Raw genomic sequence first — 23,142 nt, forward strand, 5'->3', positions numbered from 1 at the left:
GAGACGTCGGCTGGTTGGGGATACTCACCGGTAACCAGTCAGCGACGACAAGGGGACGACCATGGCCCGGCTCGCCCAGACCGCCGGTCTCACCGAGGTGCAGCAGGAGATCCTGAGCACGGTTCGCGACTTCGTGAACAAGGAGATCATCCCGCACGCCCAGGCCCTTGAGCACGACGACGCCTACCCGACCGACATCGTCGAGGGCATGAAGGAGATGGGGCTGTTCGGCCTCACCATCCCCGAGGAGTTCGGCGGGCTCGGCGAGTCGCTGCTGACCTACGCCCTTGTGGTGGAACAGATCGCGCGCGGCTGGATGAGCGTCTCGGGCGTGATCAACACGCACTTCATCGTCGCGCACATGATCTCCCGTCACGGCACGGACGCGCAGAAGGCGCACTACCTGCCGAAGATGGCCACGGGCGAGATCCGGGGCTCCTTCTCCATGTCGGAGCCGGACCTGGGCTCGGACGTGGCGGCGATCAAGACGCGGGCCAGGAAGAGCGGCGACGGCTACGTCATCGACGGCCAGAAGATGTGGCTGACCAACGGCGGCACGTCCAACCTGACCGCCGTCCTGGTCCGCACGGACGAGGGCGCGGACAAGCCGCACAAGAACCTGACGGCCTTCCTGGTCGACAAGCCGGTGGGCTACGGCGAGGTGACGCCCGGCCTGACCATTCCGGGCAAGATCGCCAAGATGGGCTACAAGGGCGTCGACACCACCGAGATGGTGTTCAGCGGCTACGAGATCGGCGCGGACCAGGTCCTCGGCGGCGCCACCGGCAAGGGCTTCGCGCAGATGATGGACGGCGTCGAGGTGGGCCGGGTCAACGTGGCCGCGCGGGCCTGCGGCATCTCGATCCGGGCCTTCGAGCTGGCCATCGAGTACGCCCAGCAGCGCAAGACCTTCGGCCGCCAGATCGCCGACCACCAGGCCATCGCCTTCAAGCTGGCCGAGATGGCCACCAAGGTCGAGGCGGCACACCTGATGATGGTCAACGCAGCCCGGCTCAAGGACTCGGGCCAGCGCAACGACGTCGAGGCCGGCATGGCCAAGCTCATCGCCTCCGAGTACTGCGCCGAGGTCACGCAGGAGTCGTTCCGCATCCATGGCGGCTACGGCTACTCCAAGGAGTACGAGATCGAGCGCCTCATGCGCGAGGCCCCCTTCCTGCTGATCGGCGAGGGCACGAGCGAGATCCAGAAGACCATCATCAGCCGTGGGCTGCTCCGGGAGTACCAGTCCCGGGGCTGATGCGGCACGCCCGGTTCGCGTGGTTCGTTGGTCGTGAGGACAATGGGAGACCACCGACCGTGAACGGGGTGATATCGGTGACGAGTTCGTTCTCATCGCCGGACCGACAGGCCGGTCCGCCGCGCCTGCCGACCAAGCCGACCGGCTGGCCGATCGGCTCGTACGAGGAGTACGGGTTGGCCCAACGCGCCGTGGATTTCCTGGCCGAGAGCGAGTTCCCGGTGCAGGACGTGACCATTGTCGGGGTCGACCTGATGCTGGTCGAGCGGGTCACGGGCCGGTTGTCGTGGCGGCGCGTGCTCGGCGCCGGCGCGGCCTCGGGCGCCTGGTTCGGCCTGTTCGTGGGCGTGATGCTGAGCCTGTTCACGGGCGGCCAGCAGACGGGCGGCCTGCTCCAGATCGCCGTCTGCCTGGTGCTGGGTGTCCTGTTCTTCACGGTGTTCGCGGCCGTCGGCTACGCCTCCACGCGGGGCCGGCGGGACTTCCAGTCCTCCAGCCAGCTGGTCGCGGGCCGCTACGACGTGCTGTGTCAGCCACGCAACGCCGAACAGGGCCGGGATCTGCTGGCCAAGCTGGCCATGCGGCCGGCGGGCGGCGCCGTGTGAGGTGACCGCGGGCGGGCATTGGTACATCCGGGGAATAGGCACGCCCGGTGTCTGAATCGTTGCCCCGATCGCTTGCGGCTGCCAAAACGCCGGCCATAGGTTGCCACCACCGCACAACGGGGTGCCGCAACTGGTCCGGTGGACTCCTGGTCCGCCGGTAGGCGCGCGGGTTCGGCCCCCTGGAGCGAAGGGAGGCAGGACCGATGGCACAGCCAACCGGCCGGCGCCCGGGGTGGGGACGGGGCGCGGTGGCACTGGCCGCCGCGACACTGGCCGCACCACTGGTGGCCGCCTGCGGAGGCAGTGCCGGCGGGGGAGTCACGCTCACCGTGTACTACCCGCCGGAACAGCACTTCCAGAACGTCATCGACCAGTGCAACGAGCAGGCGAACGGCGCGTACCACATCGTCGACCTGACGGCCCCGCGCGATGCGGACGGCCAGCGCGAGCAGATGGTGCGAAGACTGGCGGCCGGGGACACCAGCCTGGACATCCTCGGCGTCGACGTGACGTGGACGCCGGAGTTCGCCAGCGCCGGCTGGATCGTGCCGTGGACCGGAGCGAACGAGGCCGAGGCGAAAAACGACGTCCTCGCCGGGCCGTTGGCCTCGGCCACCTTTGACGGCAAGTTGTTCGCCGCCACCAAGCACACCAATGTGCAGCTGCTGTGGTACCGCGACGACCTGGTGAGCAAGCCACCGTCCACTTGGGACGAAATGATCGCCGACGCGCAGCAGTTGAAGTCGCAGAAGAAGCCTTACAAGATCAGTTTCACCGGCGCCCAGTACGAGGGCCTCGTCGTCGGCTTCAACACGCTGACCGCGTCGGCCGGCGGCAAGCTCGTCTCCGACGACGGCACCAAGGCGGTCGTGGACGACGGAGCGGTGCAGGCCCTGGCGATGCTGAAGAAGTTCGCCACCTCGGGCGTCACCGACGCCGGCCTGTCCAGCGCACAGGAGCAGCAGACGGCGCTGTTGATGGAGAGCGGCGACGCGGCGTTCGAGCTGAACTGGCCCTATGTCTACGCATCCATGCAGCAGGACAAGCCGGATCTGTTCCCGCACTTCAAATGGACCCGCTACCCGAGCATGACGCCGGGCGGGCAGTCCCGGGTCACCATCGGCGGCGAGAACCTGGCCATCAGCGCCTATTCGCAGCACAAGGACGAGGCGTTCAAGGCGGCGCTGTGCCTGCGCAGCCCGAAGATGCAGGACTACTCGGCGGTCAACGACGGTGTGCCGCCGACGGTGGCCAGCGTGTACGACGCGCCGGACATGGCCAAGGCGTACCCGATGAAGGACGACATCAAGGCGGAGCTGGCCACCGCGGCCAGCCGGCCGATCACGCCCGCCTACCAGAACGTCTCCACCATCATGCAGAACCTGCTGTCGCCGCCGTCGGCCATCGACCCGCAGAGCACCGCGGCCGCGATGAAGCAGGCGATCCAGGACGCGCTGGACTCCAAGGGGGTGCTCCCGTGAGCCAGACCATCGACACGGCGCGGCCGGCCCATCGGGCGAAGGCGAAACCCGTGCTGAGTGAGGGAAAGCGGGCCGAGCGGCGGCTGGGCCTGCTGCTGTGCGCGCCGGCGGCGATCGTGATGCTGGCGGTCACCGGCTGGCCGATCATCTACTCCGTCTGGCTGTCGTTGCAGCGCTACGACCTGAGGTTCCCGGGCAAGCAGGAGTTCGTCGGGCTGGCCAACTACGGCACCGTGCTGTCCAACGGCTACTGGTGGACGGCGTTCGGCACCACCGCCCTGATCACCGTGGTCTCCGTGGTGATCGAGCTGGTGCTGGGCATGGCGCTGGCCCTGATCATGCACCGAACGCTGGTCGGCCGCGGCCTGGTGCGCACGGTTTCCCTTATCCCGTACGGCATCGTCACGGTGGTGGCCGCGTTCAGCTGGAAGTTCGCCTGGACGCCGAGCACCGGCTACCTGGCCACGCTGCTGGGCCCGGACACCGCCGTGCTGACCCAGAAGCTGCCGGCGCTGAGCGCGATCGTGCTGGCCGAGGTGTGGAAGACCACGCCGTTCATGGCCCTGCTGCTGATGGCCGGGCTGGCGCTGGTGCCGGACGACCTGCTCAAGGCGGCCTCGATGGACGGGGCCGGGGCGTGGCAGCGGTTCACCAGGGTGATGCTGCCGGTGATGAAGCCGGCCATCCTGGTGGCGCTGCTGTTCCGCACCCTGGACGCGTTCCGCATCTTCGACAACATCTTCATCCTCACCGGCGGCTCGCAGGGCACCGGCTCGGTGTCCATGCAGACCTACGACAACCTGATCCGCGGCCTGAACCTGGGCATCGGCTCGACCATGTCGGTGCTGATCTTCATCGCGGTGGCGGTCATCGCCTTCGTGTTCATCAAGGTGTTCGGCACCGCCGCGCCCGGTTCCGACTCGGGGAGGCGTTGATGGCCGTCATCACGACCGGCAAGCGCGTCCAGTGGACGATCATCGACGTGATCGTGGTCGTCTACGCGCTGGTGCCGGTGCTGTGGACGCTGTCGCTGTCGTTCAAGTCCAAGGCGACGATCGGCGACGGCTCCTTCATCCCCAAGGAATGGTCCTTCCAGAGCTACCTGGACATCTTCAAGACCGACGACTTCCTGCTGGCCCTGGTCAACTCCATCGGCATCTCGCTGATCGCCACCGCGATCGCCGTGGTGCTGGGCACGATGGCCGCCTACGCCATCGCCCGGCTGGACTTCCCCGGCAAGACCGTGCTGGTCGGGTTCTCCTTGCTGGTGGCCATGTTCCCGCAGGTGTCGCTGGTGTCGCCGCTGTTCTCCATCGAGCGGTCGATCAACCTGTTCGACACCTGGCCCGGCCTGATCCTGCCGTACATCACCTTCGCGCTGCCGCTGGCCATCTACACCCTGTCGGCGTTCTTCCGGGAAATCCCGTGGGAGCTGGAAAAGGCTGCGAAGATGGACGGGGCGACGCCGGGGCAGGCGTTCCGGCGGGTGATCGCGCCGCTGGCCGCGCCGGGCGTGTTCACCACCGCGATCCTGGTGTTCATCTTCTGCTGGAACGACTTCCTGTTCGCCATCTCGCTCACGGCGACCACCCGTTCCCGCACGGTGCCCGCGGCCCTGCAGTTCTTCACCGGCGCGTCCCAGTTCGAGGACCCGACCGGGCAGATCTGCGCGGCGGCCGTGGTGATCACGATTCCCATCGTGCTTTTTGTGCTGTTCTTCCAGCGCCGCATCGTGGCGGGGCTGACCTCCGGCGCCGTGAAGGGGTGAGGCCGGTATGGCCGAGATCGTTCTGGACAAGGTGACCAAGCGCTACGCGGACGGCGCGCTGGCCGTGTCCGAGGTCGACATCGAGATCGCGGACGGCGAGTTCATCATCCTGGTCGGGCCCTCGGGCTGCGGCAAGTCCACCACGCTCAACATGATCGCCGGGCTGGAGGACATCACCGGCGGCGAGCTGCGCATCGGCGGGCAGCGGATGAACGAGCGGGCGCCCAAGGACCGGGACATCGCCATGGTGTTCCAGTCCTACGCCCTGTACCCGCACATGACCGTGCGGGAGAACATGGCCTTCCCGCTGGTGCTGGCCAAAGTGGACAAGGACACGGTCCGGCACAAGGTGGAGGAGGCGGCCCGGATCCTCGACCTGACCCCGCACCTGGACCGCAAGCCGGCCAACCTGTCCGGCGGCCAGCGGCAGCGGGTGGCCATGGGGCGGGCGATCGTGCGCAGCCCCAAGGCGTTCCTCATGGACGAGCCACTGTCCAATTTGGACGCCAAGCTGCGCGGGCAGATGCGGACCTCGGTGTCGCGGCTGCAGAAGCACCTGGGCACCACCACCGTGTACGTCACGCACGACCAGACCGAGGCCATGACCCTGGGCGACCGGGTCGTGGTGCTGCGCGGCGGGCTCGTGCAGCAGGTCGGCGCCCCGCAGTTCCTCTACGACCACCCGGCCAACCTGTTCGTGGCCGGCTTCATCGGCGCGCCGTCGATGAACTTCCTGCCGGCCACGCTGGAGAACGGGGCCCTGTCCACGCCGTTGGGCCCGGTCACGCTGACCGACCGGGTGCGGCGCACGGCCGAGGCCGCGAACGCGCCACGTGACGTGATCATGGGCGTGCGGCCGGAGCACTTCGAGGACGCCGCCCTGATCGACCCGGCGGCGCTGGCCGGCGGCGCCACGTTCGACGCACAGATCGAGGTGTTGGAGTCGATGGGCTCGGAGAAGTACGCCTACTTCTCCGTGGAAGGCGAGGGCGCGCAGGCCGGCGACCTGGCCGACCTGGCCGCCGACGCCGGCTCCGCGGGCGTGCCGGACAGCGGCAACCAGGTGGTCACGCGGTTGTCGGCGGCCTCGACCGTGGCCGAGGGCCGGCCGCTCAAGGTGTGGTTCGACGCCGACAAGGTGCAGCTGTTCGACCCCGCTTCTGGAGCGAACCTCACCTATTCGGCCGATTAAGGAGCATGCAGGGAAGGACGCCTTACCCGCGTTGAACGAGGGTAAGGCGTCCTTCCCTGCATCACCCCCGGTTGGGCGCTGATTTCCGGTCCGTCCTGGTGCGACCATCGGGGCGGGGTGATCCACATGGCGATCGGCGACCGGGCCCGGCTGACGGACTGGCAGCTCACGGTGGAGGCCAGGGCCCGGCGGACCCGGGCCGACCTGGCCGAGCTGGACGGCGTCGGCGGCACGGAGCGGGAGCGCCGGTCGGCGGCCGAGTCGCTGGCGGTGGTGGACCGCGTCCTGGAGCTGCGGGAGCGCTGGTGGCGGCTGCCGGCGTCGTGGTGGTCGGGCTGGCACATCGAACGGGCGTGGCGGGCCCTGCACGAGGCCGAGGTGTGCACGGAGGCGGCGCTGCCGGATCTGGCCGGCCGGATGCCGAGCCTGCGCCAGCGGGTGGCGGCCTACCTGCCGGAGGAGGACCTGCGGCGCCAGGCGCTGGACTCGTTGCAGCCGGGGCGACCCGCCGGCACGGCCGACCGTGTGGTGGTGGTTGACGCGCTGCGGGCGGCCTTCGACGCCTCCGACGACGCCCACGCGGCGGCCCGGGCCTTGCGCAACAAGATGATCGCGGCGGCGGCGCTGCTGTTCGTGGTGAACACCGTGCTGGGCGTCATCGGCCTGCTGCGGCCGGGGTTCCTCCCGATGTGCGCGCACCTGCCGGGGGACGAGAAGATCCAGGCCTGCGCGACCGGGGCCAAGACACCGGGGCCGTTGGACGTGTGGCTGGTGCAGCTGCTCGGGGCGTTCGGGGCGATGGTCGCGGCGGTGGTCCTGCTGCTGCGCCGGCGGCCGAGCCTGTCCCCGTACGTGCTGATCGGCTATCAGGCGATCATCAAGGTGCTGCTCGGCTCGGCGCTGGCGGTGATCGGCGTGCTGGCGTTGAGCGCGGGTGTGGCCGAGGGGCTGACCTGTATCACGTCCCAGGCGGCGCTGTTGCTGTGGTCGGCGCTGCTGGGGTACTCACAGCAGGTGGGCACGCGGCTGCTCGACAACTACGCGGATCGGGTGATGGACCACGTCCGCCCGCTACCGGAGGTCACGCGCTGACCGGAGCGGCCACGTTGTGGGGGAAAGCAAGGACTTCCGCGATGACCGCCAGGCGATGAGGGGCTAGCGTGCACGGTGTGCTGGCGAAGCTCTTCCGCGACATCTCAGCCTCGTGCCTGCCGGGCAGCCCGCTCACGCACGCGCTGCTGAACTCGGCCGCCGACGACCTCGAGTCCGGCGGCGTCACCAACCTGGCGATGGCCGGCTCGGAGCGGGACCGCCCGGGCACCGTGCCGGGGCTGCGCTTCGCCGCCGCCCTGCACCACCTGGTGCTCGACGGCCGCGCCCCGGAGCTGGCGGCGCACTACCCGAGCGTCGGCGGCACGCCCCGGCTGGAGACGCTGTGGTCGGACGCCGAGGCGGCGTTGAAGGAGCACGAGGCCGAGGTGCGCCGTCTGGTGCGGGCCAACGCCGTGCAGACCAACGAGCCGGGCCGCAACGGGCCCCTGTACGGCGGCCTGCTGGTGGCGTCGGAACGGGTCGGCGGGTTGCCGGTGCGGCTGTTGGAGGTCGGCTCCAGCGGCGGCCTGAACCTGCGCCCGCACAAGGTGGCCTACCAGCTGGCCGACGGCACCGTGCTCGGCGACCCGTCCAGTGAGCTGCGACTGAACCCGGAGTGGACGGGCCTTCCGCCGGCCGACCTGGAACGGCCGTTGGGGCTGGAGAGCCGGGCCGGTTGCGACACGCACCCGGTCGACGTGACGACCAAAGCCGGGCAGCTGCACCTGTCCTCGTACGTCTGGGCGGACATGGTGCCGCGGATGGAGCGCCTGCGGGCCGCGATCCGGCTGGCCGAGACCGATCCCGTCCCGGTCGAGCGGGCCGACGGATCGGAGTGGCTGGAGCGGCGGCTGACCGAGCTGCCCGAGGGCGTGCTGACCGTCGTCTGGCACTCGGTGATGTGGCAGTACGCGTCCCCGGCCCAGCGTGAACGCGGGCGCGCCGCCCTGGCGGGGGCGGCGGCCCGCGCCACCGAGAGCGCCCCGCTGGCGCTCCTGGTCTACGAGCCGCGACGGGCCAACGGGAACTTCGAGCTGCTGCTGAAGCTGTGGCCCGCCGGCCTGTCGCTGCGGCTGGGCCACGGCTGGGGCCACGGGCTGCCGTTCACCTGGGAGGAACGGCCCTGGGGCTGATCACTCCCCGGCGATGGCGACGTCGAGGGCGTAGCCCGGGCCGGCCGCGGCCATCACGTCGCCGAAGTGCTGCCACGTGCCGTTGGCGTGCCGGATCGTGTGCCACAGCTTGCCGTCGGAGGTGGTGACGGCCAGCTGCAGCTCGCCGCGGGAGTTCGTCGCGGAGATCTCCCGGACGTTGGCGATGGCGCCCGCCGCGTTCAGCACATCGCCGAAGGTGGTCCAGGTGCCGTCGGCACGGCGGATGCCGTGCACGACTCGCAGCTGCCCGGGCCCGCCCTGTCCCACCGCGGTCACCTGGAGGTCGCCGCCGACCTGGGTCGCCTGGAGCTGGATGACGGCGCCGGGGCCGTTGACCGTGACCGTGTTCGGCTGCGACCACGCGCCGTTGGGGGCCCGGTCGTAGTCGGCGACCCGCGTGTCGTTGAGGCCGGACACCAGGACCCGCAGCACGCCACCGTTGGCCGTGACGGCGATCGCGCCCAGCTCGTACCCGCCGGTCGGCACGGTCTCCCACGCCGACCACGAGCCGTCGCCCTGCTGCACCGACAGCCGCAGCTCGGTCGGGCTCGACTTGGCCACCAGTGCGAGATGCCCGTCCAGGTTGGCCACGGCGGCCTCGAAGAAGTCCCCGGTCGGCAGGGTGTCGTTCCCCCAGTTGCCGGTCGAGTCCCGGAGCGCCTGGTACGGGTGGAAGCTCGGCGGCATGTGCACGGTCGTGGCGTAGTACACGATGTGGTCGACACCGTTGATCATGACCGAGGCCAACTGCTCGGGCTCGTCGGCCCCGAGGGGATCCGTGGTGCCCCAGGCCTGCCAGGTGCCGTCGGCGTGCCGGATGGTGTGGTGCAGGCGGTTGATGTCGGCCGGGGTGACGACCTGGACGTCGCCGGTCGCGGCCGGCGCGGCCTCGGCCGGGGCCGCCAGGCCGGCGGCCAGCAGGCCGCCGGCCGTCAGGGAAACCAGTAGCGCACGCATGTCAGCTCGCAATCGTGAGGAGACCGGAGTCGGTGGGACCGGCCATGTCGTTGACGTCGCCGAAGTGCTGCCACGTGCCGTCGGCGTGGCGGATGGTCGTGCCGTTGGCGGTGGTGTCGAAGTCGCGATGGTCGCCGATCAGCGCCACCGGGTCACTCTCCGGCGATCGAGACGTTCGCGATGCCTTCGCTGTCCGGCACCTCGTCGAAGCGCTGCCAAGTTCCGTTGCTGTAGCGGATGGTGTGGTAGATGCCGAACGCGCCGGTGTAGACGGCCAGCTGCATGGTGCCTCGCGACGCCGTCACGGCCACGCTGACCACGCCCGGCACGGTGCCGGCCGCGCCCTCGACGTAGCCGAACTGGTCCCAGCGGCCGTTGCTGTGCAGGATCGAGTGCCAGATGCTGGCGCTGTCGCCGTTCTGGGCCACGGCCGCGACCTGGAGGTCGGAGCCGACCTCCGTGATGGCGACCTGAGTCGCGGAGCCGCCGTTGAACGGCGTCCAGTTGGGAGCCGACCACGTGCCCTGCGCGGACCGGTCGTACACGCCGACCCGCACTCCGTCCGCGGTGGACACGGCCAGTCGCAGCGCGCTTCCGTTGCCGGACACCGCGAAGCTGCCGATGTCCCCGGTGGTGGGCACGGTCTCCCAGTCGTTCCAGGTCCCGTTGCCGCGGCTGATCGCCAGCCGCAAGGTGTTGCCCTGCTTGCGAACGATGGCCAGACGGCCGCCGATGTCAGCCACGGCCTGCGCGTCGGTGAGGCCCCCGTCGACCGGGTCGTACGGCAGGTCGGCGTACTCCCAGGTGCCGTTGCCGTACCGGATGATGTGCACGTACGAGTACTGGTAGGGGTGTCCGGACTGGGTGCGCCAGACGGCGTGCTCGACGTTGTCGATCATGACGGTGCTGAGCATCGTGGCGTAGACGGTGTTGGGCAGCACGCCCCACGGCAGCTGCCAGTTGCCGTCGGCGTACCGGATGGTGTGCCAGACCTGGCTGCCGCCGGTGACGCCCATCATCTGCACGTCGCCGACCGCGGCCGGAGCCGCCTGAGCCGACGGCACGGCGCCCGCCGCCATGGTGGCGGTGAGCGCCAGTGGAACGAACAATCGGGCCAGATGAGCCATGGCGTGTTCCTCCCCTGGGTGACACCTACGAGAGGAACACGCCGTATGTCCGCTCCGGGTTGCCTCAGGACGTGTGACCGGCGATGGAAACCGCGCCGGCGGCGACGTGCCCGGCCGCGCCCTCCACGTCACCCAGCGGCTGCCAGGCCCCGTTGCTGTGCCGGATGGTGTGGTACATGCCGCCGGTGGCCGTGGTGTAGACGAGTTGCAGCTCGTCCGTGAAGCCCGCCGGGGAGGCAGCGATGGCCACGTGCAACGGCTCACCCTTGAACACCGGCACCGCGCCCGTCAGATCGCGGAACGGGTCCCAGCCGGCGTTCCCGTGCTGGACCGAGTGGAAGACCGACGGCCATCCGCCCACCCACTCGATGGCCGCCACCTGGAGGTCGGGCCCCACCTGGGCGGCGGTGATCTCGACCGCGTAGGCGTTCGGGTTCGGGTTGGCCGGCGTGCTGCTGCCACCCGACCACGTGTCGCCGGCCCCCCGCACGAAGGACGTCACGGTCTGGCTGTCCATGTCGAGCTCGACGACGGTGGTCGTGTCGCGGTCGCCGGTGGCGGCGATCTGGTGCACCCAGTGGCCACCGGTGGGCACCGCCGACCATTCCGACCACACGCCGTCACTGCCCAATGTGGACAGTTGGGGCACGCCGTCCTTGAGTAGCACCAGGCTCAGCCGGCCCTGACCCGTGGTCGCCACCAGGCTGCCCGTCGACGACACGCCGTCCGGCCACGCCGGCACGGTGCCGTTGAGGTTCCATGTGCCGTCCGCGTGCCGGATGAGGTGCGTCAGGTGCGGCGGGACCCCGCTGCTCTCCTCGAAGAAGATGTTCTCCTCGCCGTTGACCAGCGTGGAGGTCAGCGCGGTGATGCCGTTGCGGCCGTCGATCCGGCCGAAGTTCTGCCAGGTGCCGTCGCCGTGCCGGATCGTGTGGGCCAGGCTGCCGGCCCCGTCGGTGGTGACGATCTGCACGTCCTGCGGATTCGCGGCGTTGGGGTGCGCTGTCGCGGCCTGTGCCGTCGCGCCGAATGCCGGTGTTGTTGCCGCGACGAGCGCCGCGGCCACGCATAACTTGGTCTTCACTCCGTTTCCCCTCCCCGATCGGTGTGACGCCACTTACACGCCCGCGACGGGGAAAAGGTTGCCCCGGAAGGGAAAACGCCCGCCGTCGCGAAGACGGCGGGCGTTTTCCCGCCAGGCTCAGAAGGTGTTGGAGGCCATGGTCAGCGGGCCGGCGGTGATGTTGCCGGCGGCGCCTTCCACGTCGCCCCAGCTCTGCCAGCTGCCGTCCAGGAACCGGATGGTGTGGAACAGGCGGCCGTCGGTGGTGCTGTAGGCGAGCTGGAGGTCGCCCTCCCACGGGACCACCGCGACGTGCGCGGCGATGCCGGGGCTGGAGCCGATCGCGCCGTAAAGGGGCTGGAACGGCTTCCACTGCCCGTTGTCGTTGAGCGTGGAGTGGAACACCGACCGGTACGCGCCGTCGACCTCGGTCTCCACCGCGGCGACCTGGAGCTGGCCGGTGGCGTAGGCCGCGGAGATCTCGGTGGCGTTGGCGGTGGCGTTGGGGCTGGCCGGGTTCCAGCTGCCCTTGCCCCACTGGTTGTCGGCCGACCGCTTGAACACGCCGACGGAGTTGCCGGCGCCGTCCAGCTCGGCGACGATCAGCGTGCCCTTGCCGTCGGTGGTGGCGGAGACACTGCTGATGTTCTTGCCGTCGGAGGGAACATCGGCCCACGAAGACCAGCTGTCGTCGTCCTGGACGGTCGAGAGCTGCACTTTTCCGTTGCGCAGTCCCACCAGCGTGAGACGGCCCTGCACGTCCGTGGCCGACAGGCCGTCCAGCTTTCCGCCGGCCGGGACCGTGAGAACGTCGGGGTCATCCCACGTGCCGTCGTTGTGCCGGACGAGGTGGGACAGCCGCCCGCCGTCGTGCTGGACGAAGGCGTGCTCCGCGCCGAAGTGATACGTGGAGGCCATGGCCGTGACGCCGTTGTAGCCGTCGAGGTGGCCGAACTGCTGCCAGTTGCCCCAGAAACCGCGGATGGTGTGGGCCAGGCCGGTGTTGCCGTCGGTGGTCAGCAGCTGGACGTCGCCCTCCGTCGCCGGCGCGGCCTGTGCGGCCGATCCGATTCCGAGGCCCAGCGCCGCGGTGGCGGCCAGCGCCAGCGGCAGAACCCGGCGCAACTTCGCGGTCTTCATGATGCTTCGCTCCCCCCGCGGGTTTGTTGTCGGATCAGAAGTTCTGGCCGGCGATGCTGACCTGGCCGGCGATCACGTTGCCGGCCGCGTTCTCGACGTTGCCCAGCGGCGCCCACTTGCCGTAGTAGTCGCGGATGGTGTGGTACATCGAGCCGTCGGACGTGGTGTAGACGAGCTGGGCGCTGCTGGCGTAGCCGTTCGGGTAGTTCGTGATGGCGACGTGCGCCGGGGAGCCGTACACCGCGGGCACCGCGCCCGCGATGTCGCGGAACGGGTCCCAGGTGCCGCCGGTGTGCAGGATCGTGTGGTAGACGCCCGCGAAGCTGCGGTCGATCTCAATGGCCGCGACCTGAACGTCGTTGCCGACCATCGCGGCGCTGATCTCGGTCGCCACGGCGATCCCGTTCGGGTTGGACTGCGTCACGATATGGGGCGTCCAGGTGCCGTCGGCGAGCCGGCGGTAGTCCGCGACGGTCTTGCCGTCGGCGGTGAGCTCGACGACGTTGAGCTGGTTGTTCTCCTGCGAGGCGGCGACGGCGATGCTGCGCACTCCTTCGCTCTCGGTGGGCACGGCCGACCATGCCGACCAATTGCCGTCGACGCCCTGGACGGACAGCTCCACATCGTTGCCGCTGCGGCGCACCAGGTTGATCTGGTTGCTGACGGTCGTCACCGCGAGGTCGTCCACGGTCGTGCCGCCCGGCAGCGCCGGGGTGCTCGCGTCGTTGTTCCAGGTGCCGTCGGCGTGCCGCACGAGGTGGGCCAGCAACTTGCCCTTGGCGGTGGTGTGCTGGAAGAAGATGTTCTCCTCGCCGTTGACCAGCGTGGAGGTCAGGCCGGTGACGCCCTCGTAGTCGCCGATCCGGCCGAAGCTCTGCCAGCTGCCGTTGCCGTGGCGGATGGTGTGCACCAGGCTGCTGTTGCCGTCGGTCGTGACCACCTGCACGTCGTACGGGTCCGCCGCGTTCGTCTGGGCCGGCGCCGCCTGGGCCAGACCGGCCAGGGCCAGCGCCGCGGTGCCGACCAGTGCCGCAGTGGCCGCCGCGTGAATCTTCTTGCTGTGCATCGGGATTCCCCCCTGGGAAATGAATTTTGAGTGATGCTCGCTTGGTGTTGCTTACATAGAGGAGACGTGTCCTTGGGGCGTTCGGTTGCCCTGGCCTCGGATCAGTTTTTTCTTACGCCGAAAGGGGTCGGGCACAAAAATGCCCGCCGTCACGAGGACGGCGGGCATCGGTGTACGACGGGTCAGTCGACGGAGTTGGTGGCCATGGTCACCGAACCGGCGGTGACGTTGCCGGCGGTGGACTGCACCCGGCCCGGGGTCTGCCAGGTAGCGTCCGAGCGGCGAATGGTGTGCATCAGGTCGCCGTTGTTCGTGCTGTAGGCCATCTGCAGGGCGCCTTCCCACGGCGCGATGGCGACGTGCCAGGGAGCGTCGGAGGCGGTCCGGTAGATCGTGCCGGTGAAGTTGCCGGGCAGCGTCTGCCATGGGCCGTTGTCGGGCCGGGTCGTGTGGTAGACGGCGTTGGACTGCCAGTCGGTCTCCACAGCGGCGACCTGAAGTGTGCTGCCGACCTGGGCCGCGGCGATCTCCATGGCGTACATGCCCGAGTCGGGGGCGATCCACGTCCAGCCGTCGGACGTCCACGTGCCGTTCGAGGAGCGCTCGAACTCACCCATGTGGCGGTGGTCCTGATCGAGTTCGACAACCTTGAGCGTGCCGCCCTCCGCGACGGCCGCGATGTCGACCACGGGGTGGCCATCGGTGGGGACGTTCGACCACGCGGTCCAGGTGTCCTCGTCGGTCTCGCTCGTCATCTGCACCGCCCCGGACTGGCCCTCCGCGATCAGCGTCAGGTGACCGTCGACATCGGTGCTGGTGAGCTGGGCCGTCCAGGTGGGGAGGGCAGGGGTCGAGGCGACTGTGTCCCACGTGCCGTCGCTGTGCCGGATCAGGTGGGCCAGTTGGTTGTTGTCGTGCATGAAGAAGGCGTGCTCCTCGCCGAAGTGGTAGGTCGAGGTCAGCTCGTGCACGTCCGAGTACCCGCGCAGGGTGCCGAACGGCGTCCAGTTCCCCCAGAAGTTCCGGATGGTGTGTGACAGGTCGGTGCCGCTGCTGGTGATCAGCTGCATGTCGCCGGGGTCGGCGCCGGCGGCCTGTGCGGGCTGCGCCATCGTCAGCGCCACGGTGGCGGCGGCGAGCACGGCCGGCACGATCATGCGGAACTTGGTGCGCAGCATCGGGTTTCCCCCCTCAACGTTCGGACCCGGTTGGTCCGACATGAGGAAAGACGTGCGCCCGGCCCGCTGGATGCCTCGGGTCCGGATCAACTATTTCTCGGCGGAACCGCCGAGAAATAGTTGAGCGGCAAGGGAAGCGTTCAGTTCTGGCGGGCGATGATGAGCGTGATGGCGGCCAGCCAGAGCAGCACCGCGGTCAGCACCCAGAACAACGGATTGGCCAGGATCTTGGACATGGGAGGTCTCCGGTCGCTCAGGAGGGTGAGGGTTCACAACCAGCGATTGCGGCGGAGTATTCGGTACAGCAGCAGGCAGCTCATGATGATGACGCCGATGACGATCGGATAGCCGAAGCGCCAGTGCAGCTCGGGCATGTCCTCGAAGTTCATGCCGTAGATGCCGGCGATCATGGTGGGCACGGAGATGATCGCGGCCCATGCGGTGATCTTGCGCATGTCGGTGTTCTGCTGCAGCGTGATCTTGGCCAGCGCGGCGTCGATCAGGGTGCTGAGCAGCTCGTCGAAGCTGGCGATGTGCTCGGACACCGTGGTCAGGTGGTCCTCGACGTCCCGGAAGTAGGAGCGGACCTCCTCGGGCACCAGCGTGATGTAGCCCTCGGACAGCCGGCGCAGCGGCGCGGCCAGCGGCATCACCGCGCGGCGCAGCTCCAGCACTTCCCGCTTCATCAGGTAGATCTGCTCGGAGTCGACGGCGGTGCGCGGCGCGAAGACCTGCACCTCCATCTCGTCGATGTCGTCCTCGATGGCCTCGGTCACCGCGAGATAGGCGTCCACCGCCATGTCGGCGATGGCGTGCAGCACCGCGGCCGGGCCCATGGCCAGCCGCTCCTCGTCGGCCTCCAGCTGTCGGCGCAGCGTGCCCACGCCGGCGTGCTTGCCGTGCCGCACGGTGACCACGAAGTCCTTGCCCAGGAACACCATCAGCTCGCCGGTCTCGACGATCTCGTTGGCCGTGCCCGGGGCGTCGTGCTCGATGTAGTGCACGGTCTTGAGCACCATGAACAGCGTGTCGTCGTAGCGCTCCAGCTTGGGCCGCTGGTGCGCCTGCACCGCGTCCTCCACGGCCAGCTCGTGCAGCCCGAACGTGTCGGCGACGCCCTGGATCTGCTCCTCGTCCGGCTCGTACAGGCCGATCCAGACAAAACCCTCGTGCCGCTTGCGCACCTCGCGCACCGCGTCGGTGTGCGTCCAGCGTCCGGGCAGGCGCTTTCCGTCGATGTAGACGCCGCAGTCCACGACGTACGCCGACAGGGGCACCGGAATGGGCGGCGCGACCCGCCCGGCGGTGCGGGCGGACCGTCCGCGCAGTCCGCTGAACGAGGGCAGGCTGGGCATACGGCCTCCGAGGATGGACGGTTCGAACAGGGCGAACGCGTCCGGGCCGGGCCAGGTTGACTACACGGAAGGATGAACCTGGACGGCGGGGACGCGGTACCTACTACTGGCACTGGACATCTGGCGTCCCTCACCTCCTAAGGTCGACGGCAGTGTGACGGCTCGACGTTCGACTTCCGCCGTTGGACTCCCACCGACGCGGTGGAGTCGCTCACACACCGTTGCAGAGACTACTCCTCACGGGGCCACACTGTCGTCCCCGGACACGGAGGTCCGGGCCACACCTGGAGGTGGACGTGCAGTTCGGGCGTTATTTCGAGGAGTTCGAGGTCGGCGCGGTCTACAAGCACTGGCCGGGCAAAACGGTCACCGAGTACGACGACCACCTGTTCTGCCTGCTGACCATGAACCATCACCCGCTGCACATGGACGCCCACTACGCCGGCGAGACCACCGACTTCGGCAAGAACGTGGTCGTCGGCAACTACGTCTACTCGCTGCTGCTGGGCATGTCCGTGCCGGACATCTCGGGCAAGGCGATCGCCAACCTGGAGGTCGAGTCGCTGCGGCACATCGCGCCGACCTTCCACGGCGACACCATCTACGGCGAGTCCGAGGTGTTGGACAAGACTCCGTCCAGGTCCAAGGACGACCGCGGCATCGTGTACGTCGAGACCCGCGGCTACAAGCAGGACGGGACGGTGGTGTGCGTGTACCGGCGCAAGGTGATGGTGCCCAAGCGGTCCTACGGCGACAGTCGCGGCGGCGAGCAGCCCGGCCGCCCCGAGCCGAAGCTGTAGCGGGCATGAGCGAGCTTGCGAGCGAATCATTCAATGCAGTGCGTCCGCGAATGCGGACACCGAGCGCTAGCGAGGTGCCGCAGTGAGCGAGCTTGCGAGTGAATCATTCAATGCAGTGCGTCCGCGAATGCGGACACCGAGCGCTAGCGAGGTGCCGCAGTGAGCGCGCAGGCGCGGTTGCGGGAGTTCGCCGACGGGGACGCCGGCGCGGTGTCCCCGCTCTACCAGCTGCTCGCCTCACGGGCGGCGCAGGACGACGAGGTGGCGGCGCTGCTGGGCGACCGCGACCCGCAGCTGCTGTTCGCGGCGGTGCACCGGCTGGTGCAGGCCGAGCCCATCCACCCGCTGTCGGCCTACTACGCCACCCTCGGCGGCGCGTCCGGCCCCGACGAGGGCACCTGGCCGCTGTGGCGTCAGTTCGTGCTGGAGCGGGCCGACCGCGTGCGGGATCTGGTGGCGACGCGCTCCCTGCGTACGGATGACGTGCGCAAGGCCGCCCTGCTGTACCCGGCGGTGGCGTTGGCGGCCAAGCAGGCCCGCGGCCCGGTCGCGCTGCTGACCGTCGGCTCCTGCGCCGGCTTCCTGCTGCTGATGGACAAGTTCGGCTACCGCTACCAGACCGGCGCCGCCGGGCAGTTCGTCGCCGGCCCGACCAAGGCGCCGCTGGGCCTGCACTGCGTGCTCGGCGGGGACCCGCCGGCGCTGCCCAAGAAGCTGGCGGTCAAGGCCAGGATCGGCCTGGACGCGCATCCGGTGGACGCCGACGACCCGGACGAGTTCGCCTGGCTGGAGGCCTGCGTGTGGGCCGACCAGCCGGAGCGGGTGCGTTGGCTGGGCGTGGCGGCCACGATGCTGGCCAAGGAGGCGCCGGAGCTGATGGCCGGCGATCCGGTGGACGGGTTGGCCGAGGCGGCCGGGCGGGTGCCGGCGGAGCTGCCGCTGGTCGTCGTGAACAGCGGGCTGCGGCTCGGTGAGCGGGCCGGCGACTACGTGGCGGCCCTCGGCAAGCTGGCCGCCGGCCGGCCGCTGTGGTGGGCCAGCGACGAGCCGTACGACTCGGCGCTGCACGTGCTGATGCCGAGCCGCGTTGATCTTCCGGGTGAACCGGGGGAGGGCGTGCTCGGTTTGGTCCGATGGCTTGACGGGCATCCCCAGGCCCAGGCGCTGGCCCGGACGGGCCGTCACGGCCAGCGGCTGGAGTGGTTGCCACCCACCGGGTGACACCCGCAGCGTGGTCGCCGTAGTGGATGTTGGTGCTTTCAGGCAGTTCTTCCGGTGGGCCGCACCCTCGCGCTGTTGATCTAGCGGTGATCATCTCGGGAGGACGTTCCACGAGGTCAGGGCCTCAAAGAGACCCTCCGTGAGGAGGCTCCCGCGTTCCAGTGTGGCGAAGGTCTCGGCGTCCACCCAGGCCACGTCGGCGGCGTCGTCCCCGGCCCGGAGGACGCCGCCTATTGCCTGGCAGGAGTAGTCATGGATGTCGAAAACGCCCACCGGGGCCGGACGGAGCACCGATCCGATCAGGTGACCGACGATGACTCTGAGTCCGGTTTCCTCCAGTAGCTCGCGCCGCACCGCCCGCTCGTCCGACTCGCCCTGCTCCACTCGGCCGCCCGGAATCGACCACAAGCCCTGACCAGGCGGTTTGCCGCGCTTAACGAGCAAAAGTCGGCCCTGCGGGTCGTGTGCGATTCCGCCGACACAGCGAGTAGGCTCGGCGCCACCAGAGACCATGAACACGGAGCGTAGCCAACTTCCGCCCCGTGCGACCAGCGCTGACCCGAGCGCAGTACAAACCTCCCGAAGCGAACCTCGGTGCGGTACAACCTTGTGCAGCGAGGGTGTGAAGGCTGCGAAAAGTACTTGGACGGGGTTGGTCGCCGTGAACCTGAAGAAGCTCCTGGTATGGGCCGGCGTTGCGTTGGTGCTCTTCTTCCTTGTGAGCGCACCCACACAGGCTGCCGGACTGGTGCACAATGTTCTTGGCACACTTCGTGGTGGGGCCGAGGCGCTGATCAGTTTCGTGCAGAACCTGTTCTAGCACCCGGCGGGAGGAGAACGCTCACGTGTTCGCACCCAGGGATCCAGACGAGTACCTGCTCGGCACCGAGCGCAGGGTCATCCGGGTGCGTCGGCACTGGGCCACACTGCTCTGGGACATCTTCGAGGCGGCGGCGTTGCTGACCGGCGGGGTCCTCATCTCGCACCTGCTGCCGTCCGACGCCACTGTCTTCCAGAACATCCTGTGGTACGCGGCGCTGCTGGTGCTGCTGCGGTTCGCCTACTTCGTCATCGAGTGGTGGGTGGAGCGGATCGTCGTCACCGACAAACGCTTCATGATCACCAGCGGTGTGTTCGTGACCAAGGTGGCCATGATGCCGGTCACCAAGGTCACCGACCTCACCTACGAGCGAAGCCTCGGCGGGCGCATGTTCGGCTACGGCACGCTCATCGTGGAGTCGGCCGGCCAGATCCAGGCACTCAACAAGATCGAGTACCTGCCGCGGCCGGAGGAGGTCTACGACGCCATCTCGGAGCTGGTCTTCGGCGACAAGAAGGCCCAGGCCGAGCGGTTCTCGATGATCAAGGCCCAGCGCGCCGCCCGCGGCAAGAAGATGGTGCCGTAGAAGACTCTCTCTTCAGCTGACCGAAGACCCCGACCCCAGCGGCCGGGGTCTTCGTGTGTCCCCCGCGAGTCCCGCTCTCGGGCAGGGTGAGTCCCGGTTTCATCGGCGAGTCCCGCTCTCGGGCAGCCATGTGTGCGCTTTAGGGTCGCCGCCATGTCCTCCTCCCTCCCCGTGACCCAACCCGCCGATCTCGACCTCGTCCGCGACTCCTACGACCGCGTGGCCGACAACTACGTCGAGATGCTCCAGACCCAGGGCATGGGCGACATCCGCCGCTACCCCTGGCTGTGCGCGGCGCTGGACGTGTACGCGGAGGCCGTGCGCGGCCTTGGCCCCGTGCTGGACGTCGGCTGCGGACCGGGCACCGTCACGGCCTACCTGGCCGAGCGTGGTGTCGACGTCTCCGGCGTGGACCTGTCGCCCCGCATGATCGAGCACGCCCGTCGGCTGCACCCCGAATGCCGGTTCAGCGTCTCCTCGTCCACCGAGCTGGAGCTGCCCGAGGCCTCGTACGGCGGCCTGATGGGCTGGTGGTCGCTGTTCAACCTGCCCCGCGACGTGCTGGCCCAGGTGCTGGCCAACTACGCCCAGGCCCTGGTGCCGGGCGGCCAGGTGATCATCGGAACCCACGTCGGCGACGGCGAGGTGCAGCGGACCGAGTGCTACGGCGGCGTCCCGGTCAACTGGACCACGTACCGCTGGCAGCCCGAGCAGCTGGCCGCGGTCATCGAGGGGACCGGCCTGCGCCTGACCGCAGACCTGCGCCTGCCGCGCGACGACTTCAGCGGCCCCGGCGTGATCCTGGTGGCCAAGCGCGACGCGTGACGAGGCTCGCAGCCGCGTATTTCGCGGTTGTCGCGGGTGCGGGACGGAGCCATCAGACCAGAGTGCGAGGCATCGGCCCCATAGGGGCCGAGCCGCCCTGCCGGAGGCGGGGCAAACTAGCACTGTGCCCATCGACCTGCATGCCCACACGTCCTGCTCCGACGGAACCGACTCGCCGTCGGAGCTGATGGCGGCGGCGGCCGCCGCCGGCCTTGACGCCGTGGCCATCACCGACCACGACACCACGGCCGGTTGGGCGGAGGCGTCGGCGGCGGTGCCGGCGGGCATGCGGCTGATCCGGGGCGCGGAGCTGTCGTGCAAGTCGCCGGACGGCCGCGGCGGCACCTGCACCGTGCACCTGCTGGCCTACCTGTTCGACCCGGAGTCGTCGGCGCTGAAGGCCGAGCAGAGCCGGCTGCGGGCGGAGCGACGGCAGCGGCTGCGGCGGATGGCGGAGCGCATGGCCGCCGACGGCTTCGCCGTCGACCCCGACGAGGTGATGGGCCGGCTGCCGGCGGACTCGCCCGGCGGCCGGCCGCACCTGGCGCAGGCGCTGATCCGGGCCGGGGTCGTGCGCAGCGTCGACGAGGCGTTCGCGAAGTACCTCGGCACCGGCAGCCGCTACCACTCGCCGCGCACGGACACGCCCGTGGAAACGGCGCTCGACATGATCGCCGACGCCGGCGGCGTGACCGTGCTGGCGCACCCGTTCGCCCGCTCCCGCGGCCCGATCGTGACGGCGTCGGTGATCGGCGACCTGGCCGGCCACGGCCTGTCCGGCGTGGAGGTCGACCACCCCGACCACGACGAGCCGACCCGGGCCGAGCTGCGGGCGCTGGCCGCCGACCTGTCGCTGGTCGTCACCGGGTCGAGCGACTACCACGGCACCAACAAGGTCGTCAGGCTCGGTCAGGAGACGACCGCGCCCGAGATGCTGGACGCGCTCGTCGACAAGGCGAGCGGAAGCCAGGTGGTCGTCGGGTGATCTTCAACGTCACGCTGTACCTCACGGCGACCATCACGCTGACCGTGATCATGGACCCGACCGGCAACATCCCGGTGTTCCTGAGCCTGGTCGGCCGGCGCAGCCGCGAGTCACGCGACAGGGCGGCGCGCCAGGGCGTGCTGGTGTCGCTCGCCGTGATCTCGGCCTTCGCCATCGGCGGCGAGGCGATCCTGTCCTACCTGGGCATCGGCATCCCGGCGCTGCAGGGCGCCGGCGGTTTGCTGCTGTTGCTGATCGCGCTGGACCTGTTGACGGGCAAGGGCGCCAGCCAGCCGGAAGCCGTCGAGGACGTCAACATCGCGCTGGTGCCGCTGGGCACGCCGCTGCTGGCCGGCCCCGGCGCGATCGCCGCGACGATCGTGTTCGTGCGACAGGCCAACGGGCAGATCGCCAGCTACTTCGCGCTGGCCGCGGCGATCCTGACCGTGCACCTGATCAACTACCTGGTGCTGCGCTACTCCGGCCTGGTCATCCGGCTGATCAAGGACAGCGGCATCGTGCTGCTGGCCAAGATCGCCGGTCTGCTGCTGGCGGCCATCGCGGTGCAGCTGGTGGCCGAGTCGGTGAAGGGGTTCATCGACGGCGCGGTGTGACCGCTACGGTGGGCCGGTGCCAGATCAGCTCGGACTGTTCGAGAGCATGCCGCCCAAACTGGTGCGCGTCACGCCCGCCAAGCTCGCCACCTGGACGGACTGCCGCCGCCGCTACCGCATGAACTACCTGGACCGGCCGACCCCGCCCAAAGCGGGCGGATGGGCCCACAACACCCTGGGCGCGGTGGTGCACAACGCCTTGCGGGCCTTCTTCGACCTGCCCGTCGAACGCCGAACACCCGAGCAGGCCGCGGCCATGGTCACCCGCGCCTGGAAGGGCGACGGCTTCCGCGACGTCGACCAGCAGGCGGTGTACCGGGACCGCGCCCGGGAGTGGGTCGCGCATTACGTAGAGGACACCGACGTGAGCGAGGATCCGGTCGGCCTGGAGCGCTGGGTTTCCGCGCCGGTCGGGCGAATCATCGCCGAAGGGCGGGTCGACCGGATCGACGTCCGCGACGGCGAACTGGTCATCGTCGACTACAAGACCGGACGCCACGCGCTGTCCACCGATGACGCCCGCGGCTCACAAGCCCTTGCCCTGTATGCGATCGCGGCCCGGCGCACGCTGCGCAAGCAGTGCCACCGGGTGGAGCTTCACCACCTGCCGACGCGCACGGTGGCAGCATGGGAGCACACCGACGACTCGCTCGCCCGGCACGTCGCCCGCGCCGAGGAGAGCGCCGACGAGCTCACGGTGGCCGGCGACACGTTGGCCGCGGGCGGCGATCCCGACATCCTGTTCCCACCGCAGCCGGGCCGGCAGTGCTCGTGGTGCGACTTCCGGCGGAGCTGCCCCGAGGGCTCGGCCGTGGCGGAGGACCTTGAACCGTGGTCGATGCTCGCACCGTAACC

General features: G+C 69.5%; 25 protein-coding genes. 16 read left to right on the forward strand and 9 right to left on the reverse strand.

Translation table 11 applies throughout. The features are described from left to right. Positions 1 to 61 precede the first annotated feature (61 nt). The 8 genes from AB0M73_RS40900 (at position 62) to AB0M73_RS40935 (ending at position 8,529) form a co-directional block, all read left to right on the forward strand. Positions 62 to 1,258 (forward strand): acyl-CoA dehydrogenase family protein, encoded by a 1,197-nt coding sequence (locus AB0M73_RS40900; RefSeq protein WP_363903348.1) that lies wholly within the window; start codon positions 62 to 64, stop codon positions 1,256 to 1,258. Between the two features lie 77 nt (positions 1,259 to 1,335). Beyond that, a complete protein-coding gene (locus AB0M73_RS40905; RefSeq protein WP_363903351.1) occupies positions 1,336 to 1,863 on the forward strand; it encodes a general stress protein in 528 nt (175 codons plus the stop codon). 203 nt (positions 1,864 to 2,066) lie between these two features. Then, positions 2,067 to 3,344 (forward strand): ABC transporter substrate-binding protein, encoded by a 1,278-nt coding sequence (locus AB0M73_RS40910; protein ID WP_363903354.1) that lies wholly within the window; start codon positions 2,067 to 2,069, stop codon positions 3,342 to 3,344. Then, the gene (locus AB0M73_RS40915) at positions 3,341 to 4,279 is read left to right on the forward strand and encodes a sugar ABC transporter permease (protein ID WP_363903357.1); all 939 of its coding nucleotides are present in this window, start codon (positions 3,341 to 3,343) and stop codon (positions 4,277 to 4,279) included. Before AB0M73_RS40910 ends, AB0M73_RS40915 begins: the two co-directional genes overlap by 4 nt. Then, positions 4,279 to 5,112 (forward strand): carbohydrate ABC transporter permease, encoded by an 834-nt coding sequence (locus AB0M73_RS40920; protein WP_363903360.1) that lies wholly within the window; start codon positions 4,279 to 4,281, stop codon positions 5,110 to 5,112. The genes AB0M73_RS40915 and AB0M73_RS40920 overlap by 1 nt, the downstream gene beginning before the upstream one ends. A 7-nt stretch (positions 5,113 to 5,119) precedes the next feature. Further along, positions 5,120 to 6,304: a sn-glycerol-3-phosphate ABC transporter ATP-binding protein UgpC gene (gene ugpC / locus AB0M73_RS40925; protein WP_363903363.1), complete on the forward strand. Its 1,185-nt coding sequence runs from the start codon at positions 5,120 to 5,122 to the stop codon at positions 6,302 to 6,304. Positions 6,305 to 6,430: 126 nt separating this feature from the next. Next, positions 6,431 to 7,396: a hypothetical protein gene (locus AB0M73_RS40930; RefSeq protein ID WP_363903366.1), complete on the forward strand. Its 966-nt coding sequence runs from the start codon at positions 6,431 to 6,433 to the stop codon at positions 7,394 to 7,396. Between the two features lie 77 nt (positions 7,397 to 7,473). Beyond that, entirely contained in the window at positions 7,474 to 8,529 is a 1,056-nt protein-coding gene (locus AB0M73_RS40935) for a DUF2332 domain-containing protein (protein ID WP_363903369.1), read from the forward strand. Here the strand turns inward: AB0M73_RS40935 and AB0M73_RS40940 are convergent, their stop codons facing one another. The 8 genes from AB0M73_RS40940 to corA all read right to left on the reverse strand — a co-directional run bounded on the left by AB0M73_RS40940 (position 8,530) and on the right by corA (position 16,436). After that, the gene (locus AB0M73_RS40940) at positions 8,530 to 9,507 is read right to left on the reverse strand and encodes a hypothetical protein (RefSeq protein ID WP_363903372.1); all 978 of its coding nucleotides are present in this window, start codon (positions 9,505 to 9,507) and stop codon (positions 8,530 to 8,532) included. 1 nt (position 9,508) lies between these two features. Next, complete coding sequence (locus AB0M73_RS40945; protein WP_363903375.1) at positions 9,509 to 9,655, reverse strand: hypothetical protein; 147 nt, start codon at positions 9,653 to 9,655, stop codon at positions 9,509 to 9,511. A 4-nt stretch (positions 9,656 to 9,659) separates the two neighbouring features. Continuing rightward, complete coding sequence (locus tag AB0M73_RS40950; protein ID WP_363903378.1) at positions 9,660 to 10,634, reverse strand: hypothetical protein; 975 nt, start codon at positions 10,632 to 10,634, stop codon at positions 9,660 to 9,662. Positions 10,635 to 10,698: 64 nt separating this feature from the next. After that, positions 10,699 to 11,718, reverse strand: a complete 1,020-nt coding sequence (locus tag AB0M73_RS40955; RefSeq protein WP_363903381.1) for a hypothetical protein — start codon at positions 11,716 to 11,718, stop codon at positions 10,699 to 10,701. Between the two features lie 117 nt (positions 11,719 to 11,835). Continuing rightward, the gene (locus AB0M73_RS40960) at positions 11,836 to 12,837 is read right to left on the reverse strand and encodes a hypothetical protein (protein WP_363903384.1); all 1,002 of its coding nucleotides are present in this window, start codon (positions 12,835 to 12,837) and stop codon (positions 11,836 to 11,838) included. A gap of 34 nt (positions 12,838 to 12,871) precedes the next feature. After that, complete coding sequence (locus AB0M73_RS40965; RefSeq protein WP_363903387.1) at positions 12,872 to 13,903, reverse strand: hypothetical protein; 1,032 nt, start codon at positions 13,901 to 13,903, stop codon at positions 12,872 to 12,874. A gap of 182 nt (positions 13,904 to 14,085) precedes the next feature. Then, positions 14,086 to 15,081 carry a hypothetical protein gene (locus tag AB0M73_RS40970; RefSeq protein WP_363903389.1) on the reverse strand — a complete coding sequence of 332 codons (996 nt, stop codon included), beginning with the start codon at positions 15,079 to 15,081 and terminating at the stop codon, positions 14,086 to 14,088. A gap of 269 nt (positions 15,082 to 15,350) precedes the next feature. Beyond that, complete coding sequence (gene corA, locus AB0M73_RS40975; RefSeq protein ID WP_043719046.1) at positions 15,351 to 16,436, reverse strand: magnesium/cobalt transporter CorA; 1,086 nt, start codon at positions 16,434 to 16,436, stop codon at positions 15,351 to 15,353. Positions 16,437 to 16,732: 296 nt separating this feature from the next. Here corA and AB0M73_RS40980 point away from each other — a divergent pair, with 296 nt between their 5' ends. Next, complete coding sequence (locus AB0M73_RS40980) at positions 16,733 to 17,236, forward strand: MaoC family dehydratase (protein ID WP_363903392.1); 504 nt, start codon at positions 16,733 to 16,735, stop codon at positions 17,234 to 17,236. A gap of 159 nt (positions 17,237 to 17,395) precedes the next feature. Next, positions 17,396 to 18,457 (forward strand): DUF2332 domain-containing protein, encoded by a 1,062-nt coding sequence (locus AB0M73_RS40985; RefSeq protein ID WP_363903395.1) that lies wholly within the window; start codon positions 17,396 to 17,398, stop codon positions 18,455 to 18,457. A 90-nt stretch (positions 18,458 to 18,547) separates the two neighbouring features. Here AB0M73_RS40985 and AB0M73_RS40990 read toward each other — a convergent pair whose 3' ends face one another. After that, a complete protein-coding gene (locus AB0M73_RS40990; RefSeq protein WP_363903437.1) occupies positions 18,548 to 18,970 on the reverse strand; it encodes an NUDIX domain-containing protein in 423 nt (140 codons plus the stop codon). 148 nt (positions 18,971 to 19,118) lie between these two features. On the opposite strand from AB0M73_RS40990, the gene AB0M73_RS40995 reads away from it, so the two are divergent. From AB0M73_RS40995 to AB0M73_RS41020, 6 genes are all read left to right on the forward strand, one after another. Further along, a complete protein-coding gene (locus AB0M73_RS40995) occupies positions 19,119 to 19,277 on the forward strand; it encodes a hypothetical protein (protein ID WP_198047267.1) in 159 nt (52 codons plus the stop codon). 25 nt (positions 19,278 to 19,302) lie between these two features. Further along, entirely contained in the window at positions 19,303 to 19,863 is a 561-nt protein-coding gene (locus AB0M73_RS41000; protein WP_043719044.1) for a PH domain-containing protein, read from the forward strand. Between the two features lie 153 nt (positions 19,864 to 20,016). Next, positions 20,017 to 20,688, forward strand: a complete 672-nt coding sequence (locus AB0M73_RS41005) for a class I SAM-dependent methyltransferase (protein WP_363903400.1) — start codon at positions 20,017 to 20,019, stop codon at positions 20,686 to 20,688. A gap of 124 nt (positions 20,689 to 20,812) precedes the next feature. Further along, positions 20,813 to 21,673, forward strand: a complete 861-nt coding sequence (locus AB0M73_RS41010) for a PHP domain-containing protein (RefSeq protein ID WP_363903403.1) — start codon at positions 20,813 to 20,815, stop codon at positions 21,671 to 21,673. Then, positions 21,670 to 22,287: a MarC family protein gene (locus AB0M73_RS41015; RefSeq protein WP_363903406.1), complete on the forward strand. Its 618-nt coding sequence runs from the start codon at positions 21,670 to 21,672 to the stop codon at positions 22,285 to 22,287. The genes AB0M73_RS41010 and AB0M73_RS41015 overlap by 4 nt, the downstream gene beginning before the upstream one ends. Positions 22,288 to 22,333: 46 nt before the next feature. After that, on the forward strand, positions 22,334 to 23,140 hold the full coding sequence (locus AB0M73_RS41020; RefSeq protein ID WP_052396641.1) for a PD-(D/E)XK nuclease family protein: 807 nt from the start codon (positions 22,334 to 22,336) through the stop codon (positions 23,138 to 23,140). The last annotated feature ends 2 nt before the right edge of the window (positions 23,141 to 23,142 follow it).

Origin of the sequence: Kutzneria sp. NPDC051319, assembly GCF_040682195.1 — a bacterium.
GTDB lineage: Bacteria > Actinomycetota > Actinomycetes > Mycobacteriales > Pseudonocardiaceae > Kutzneria.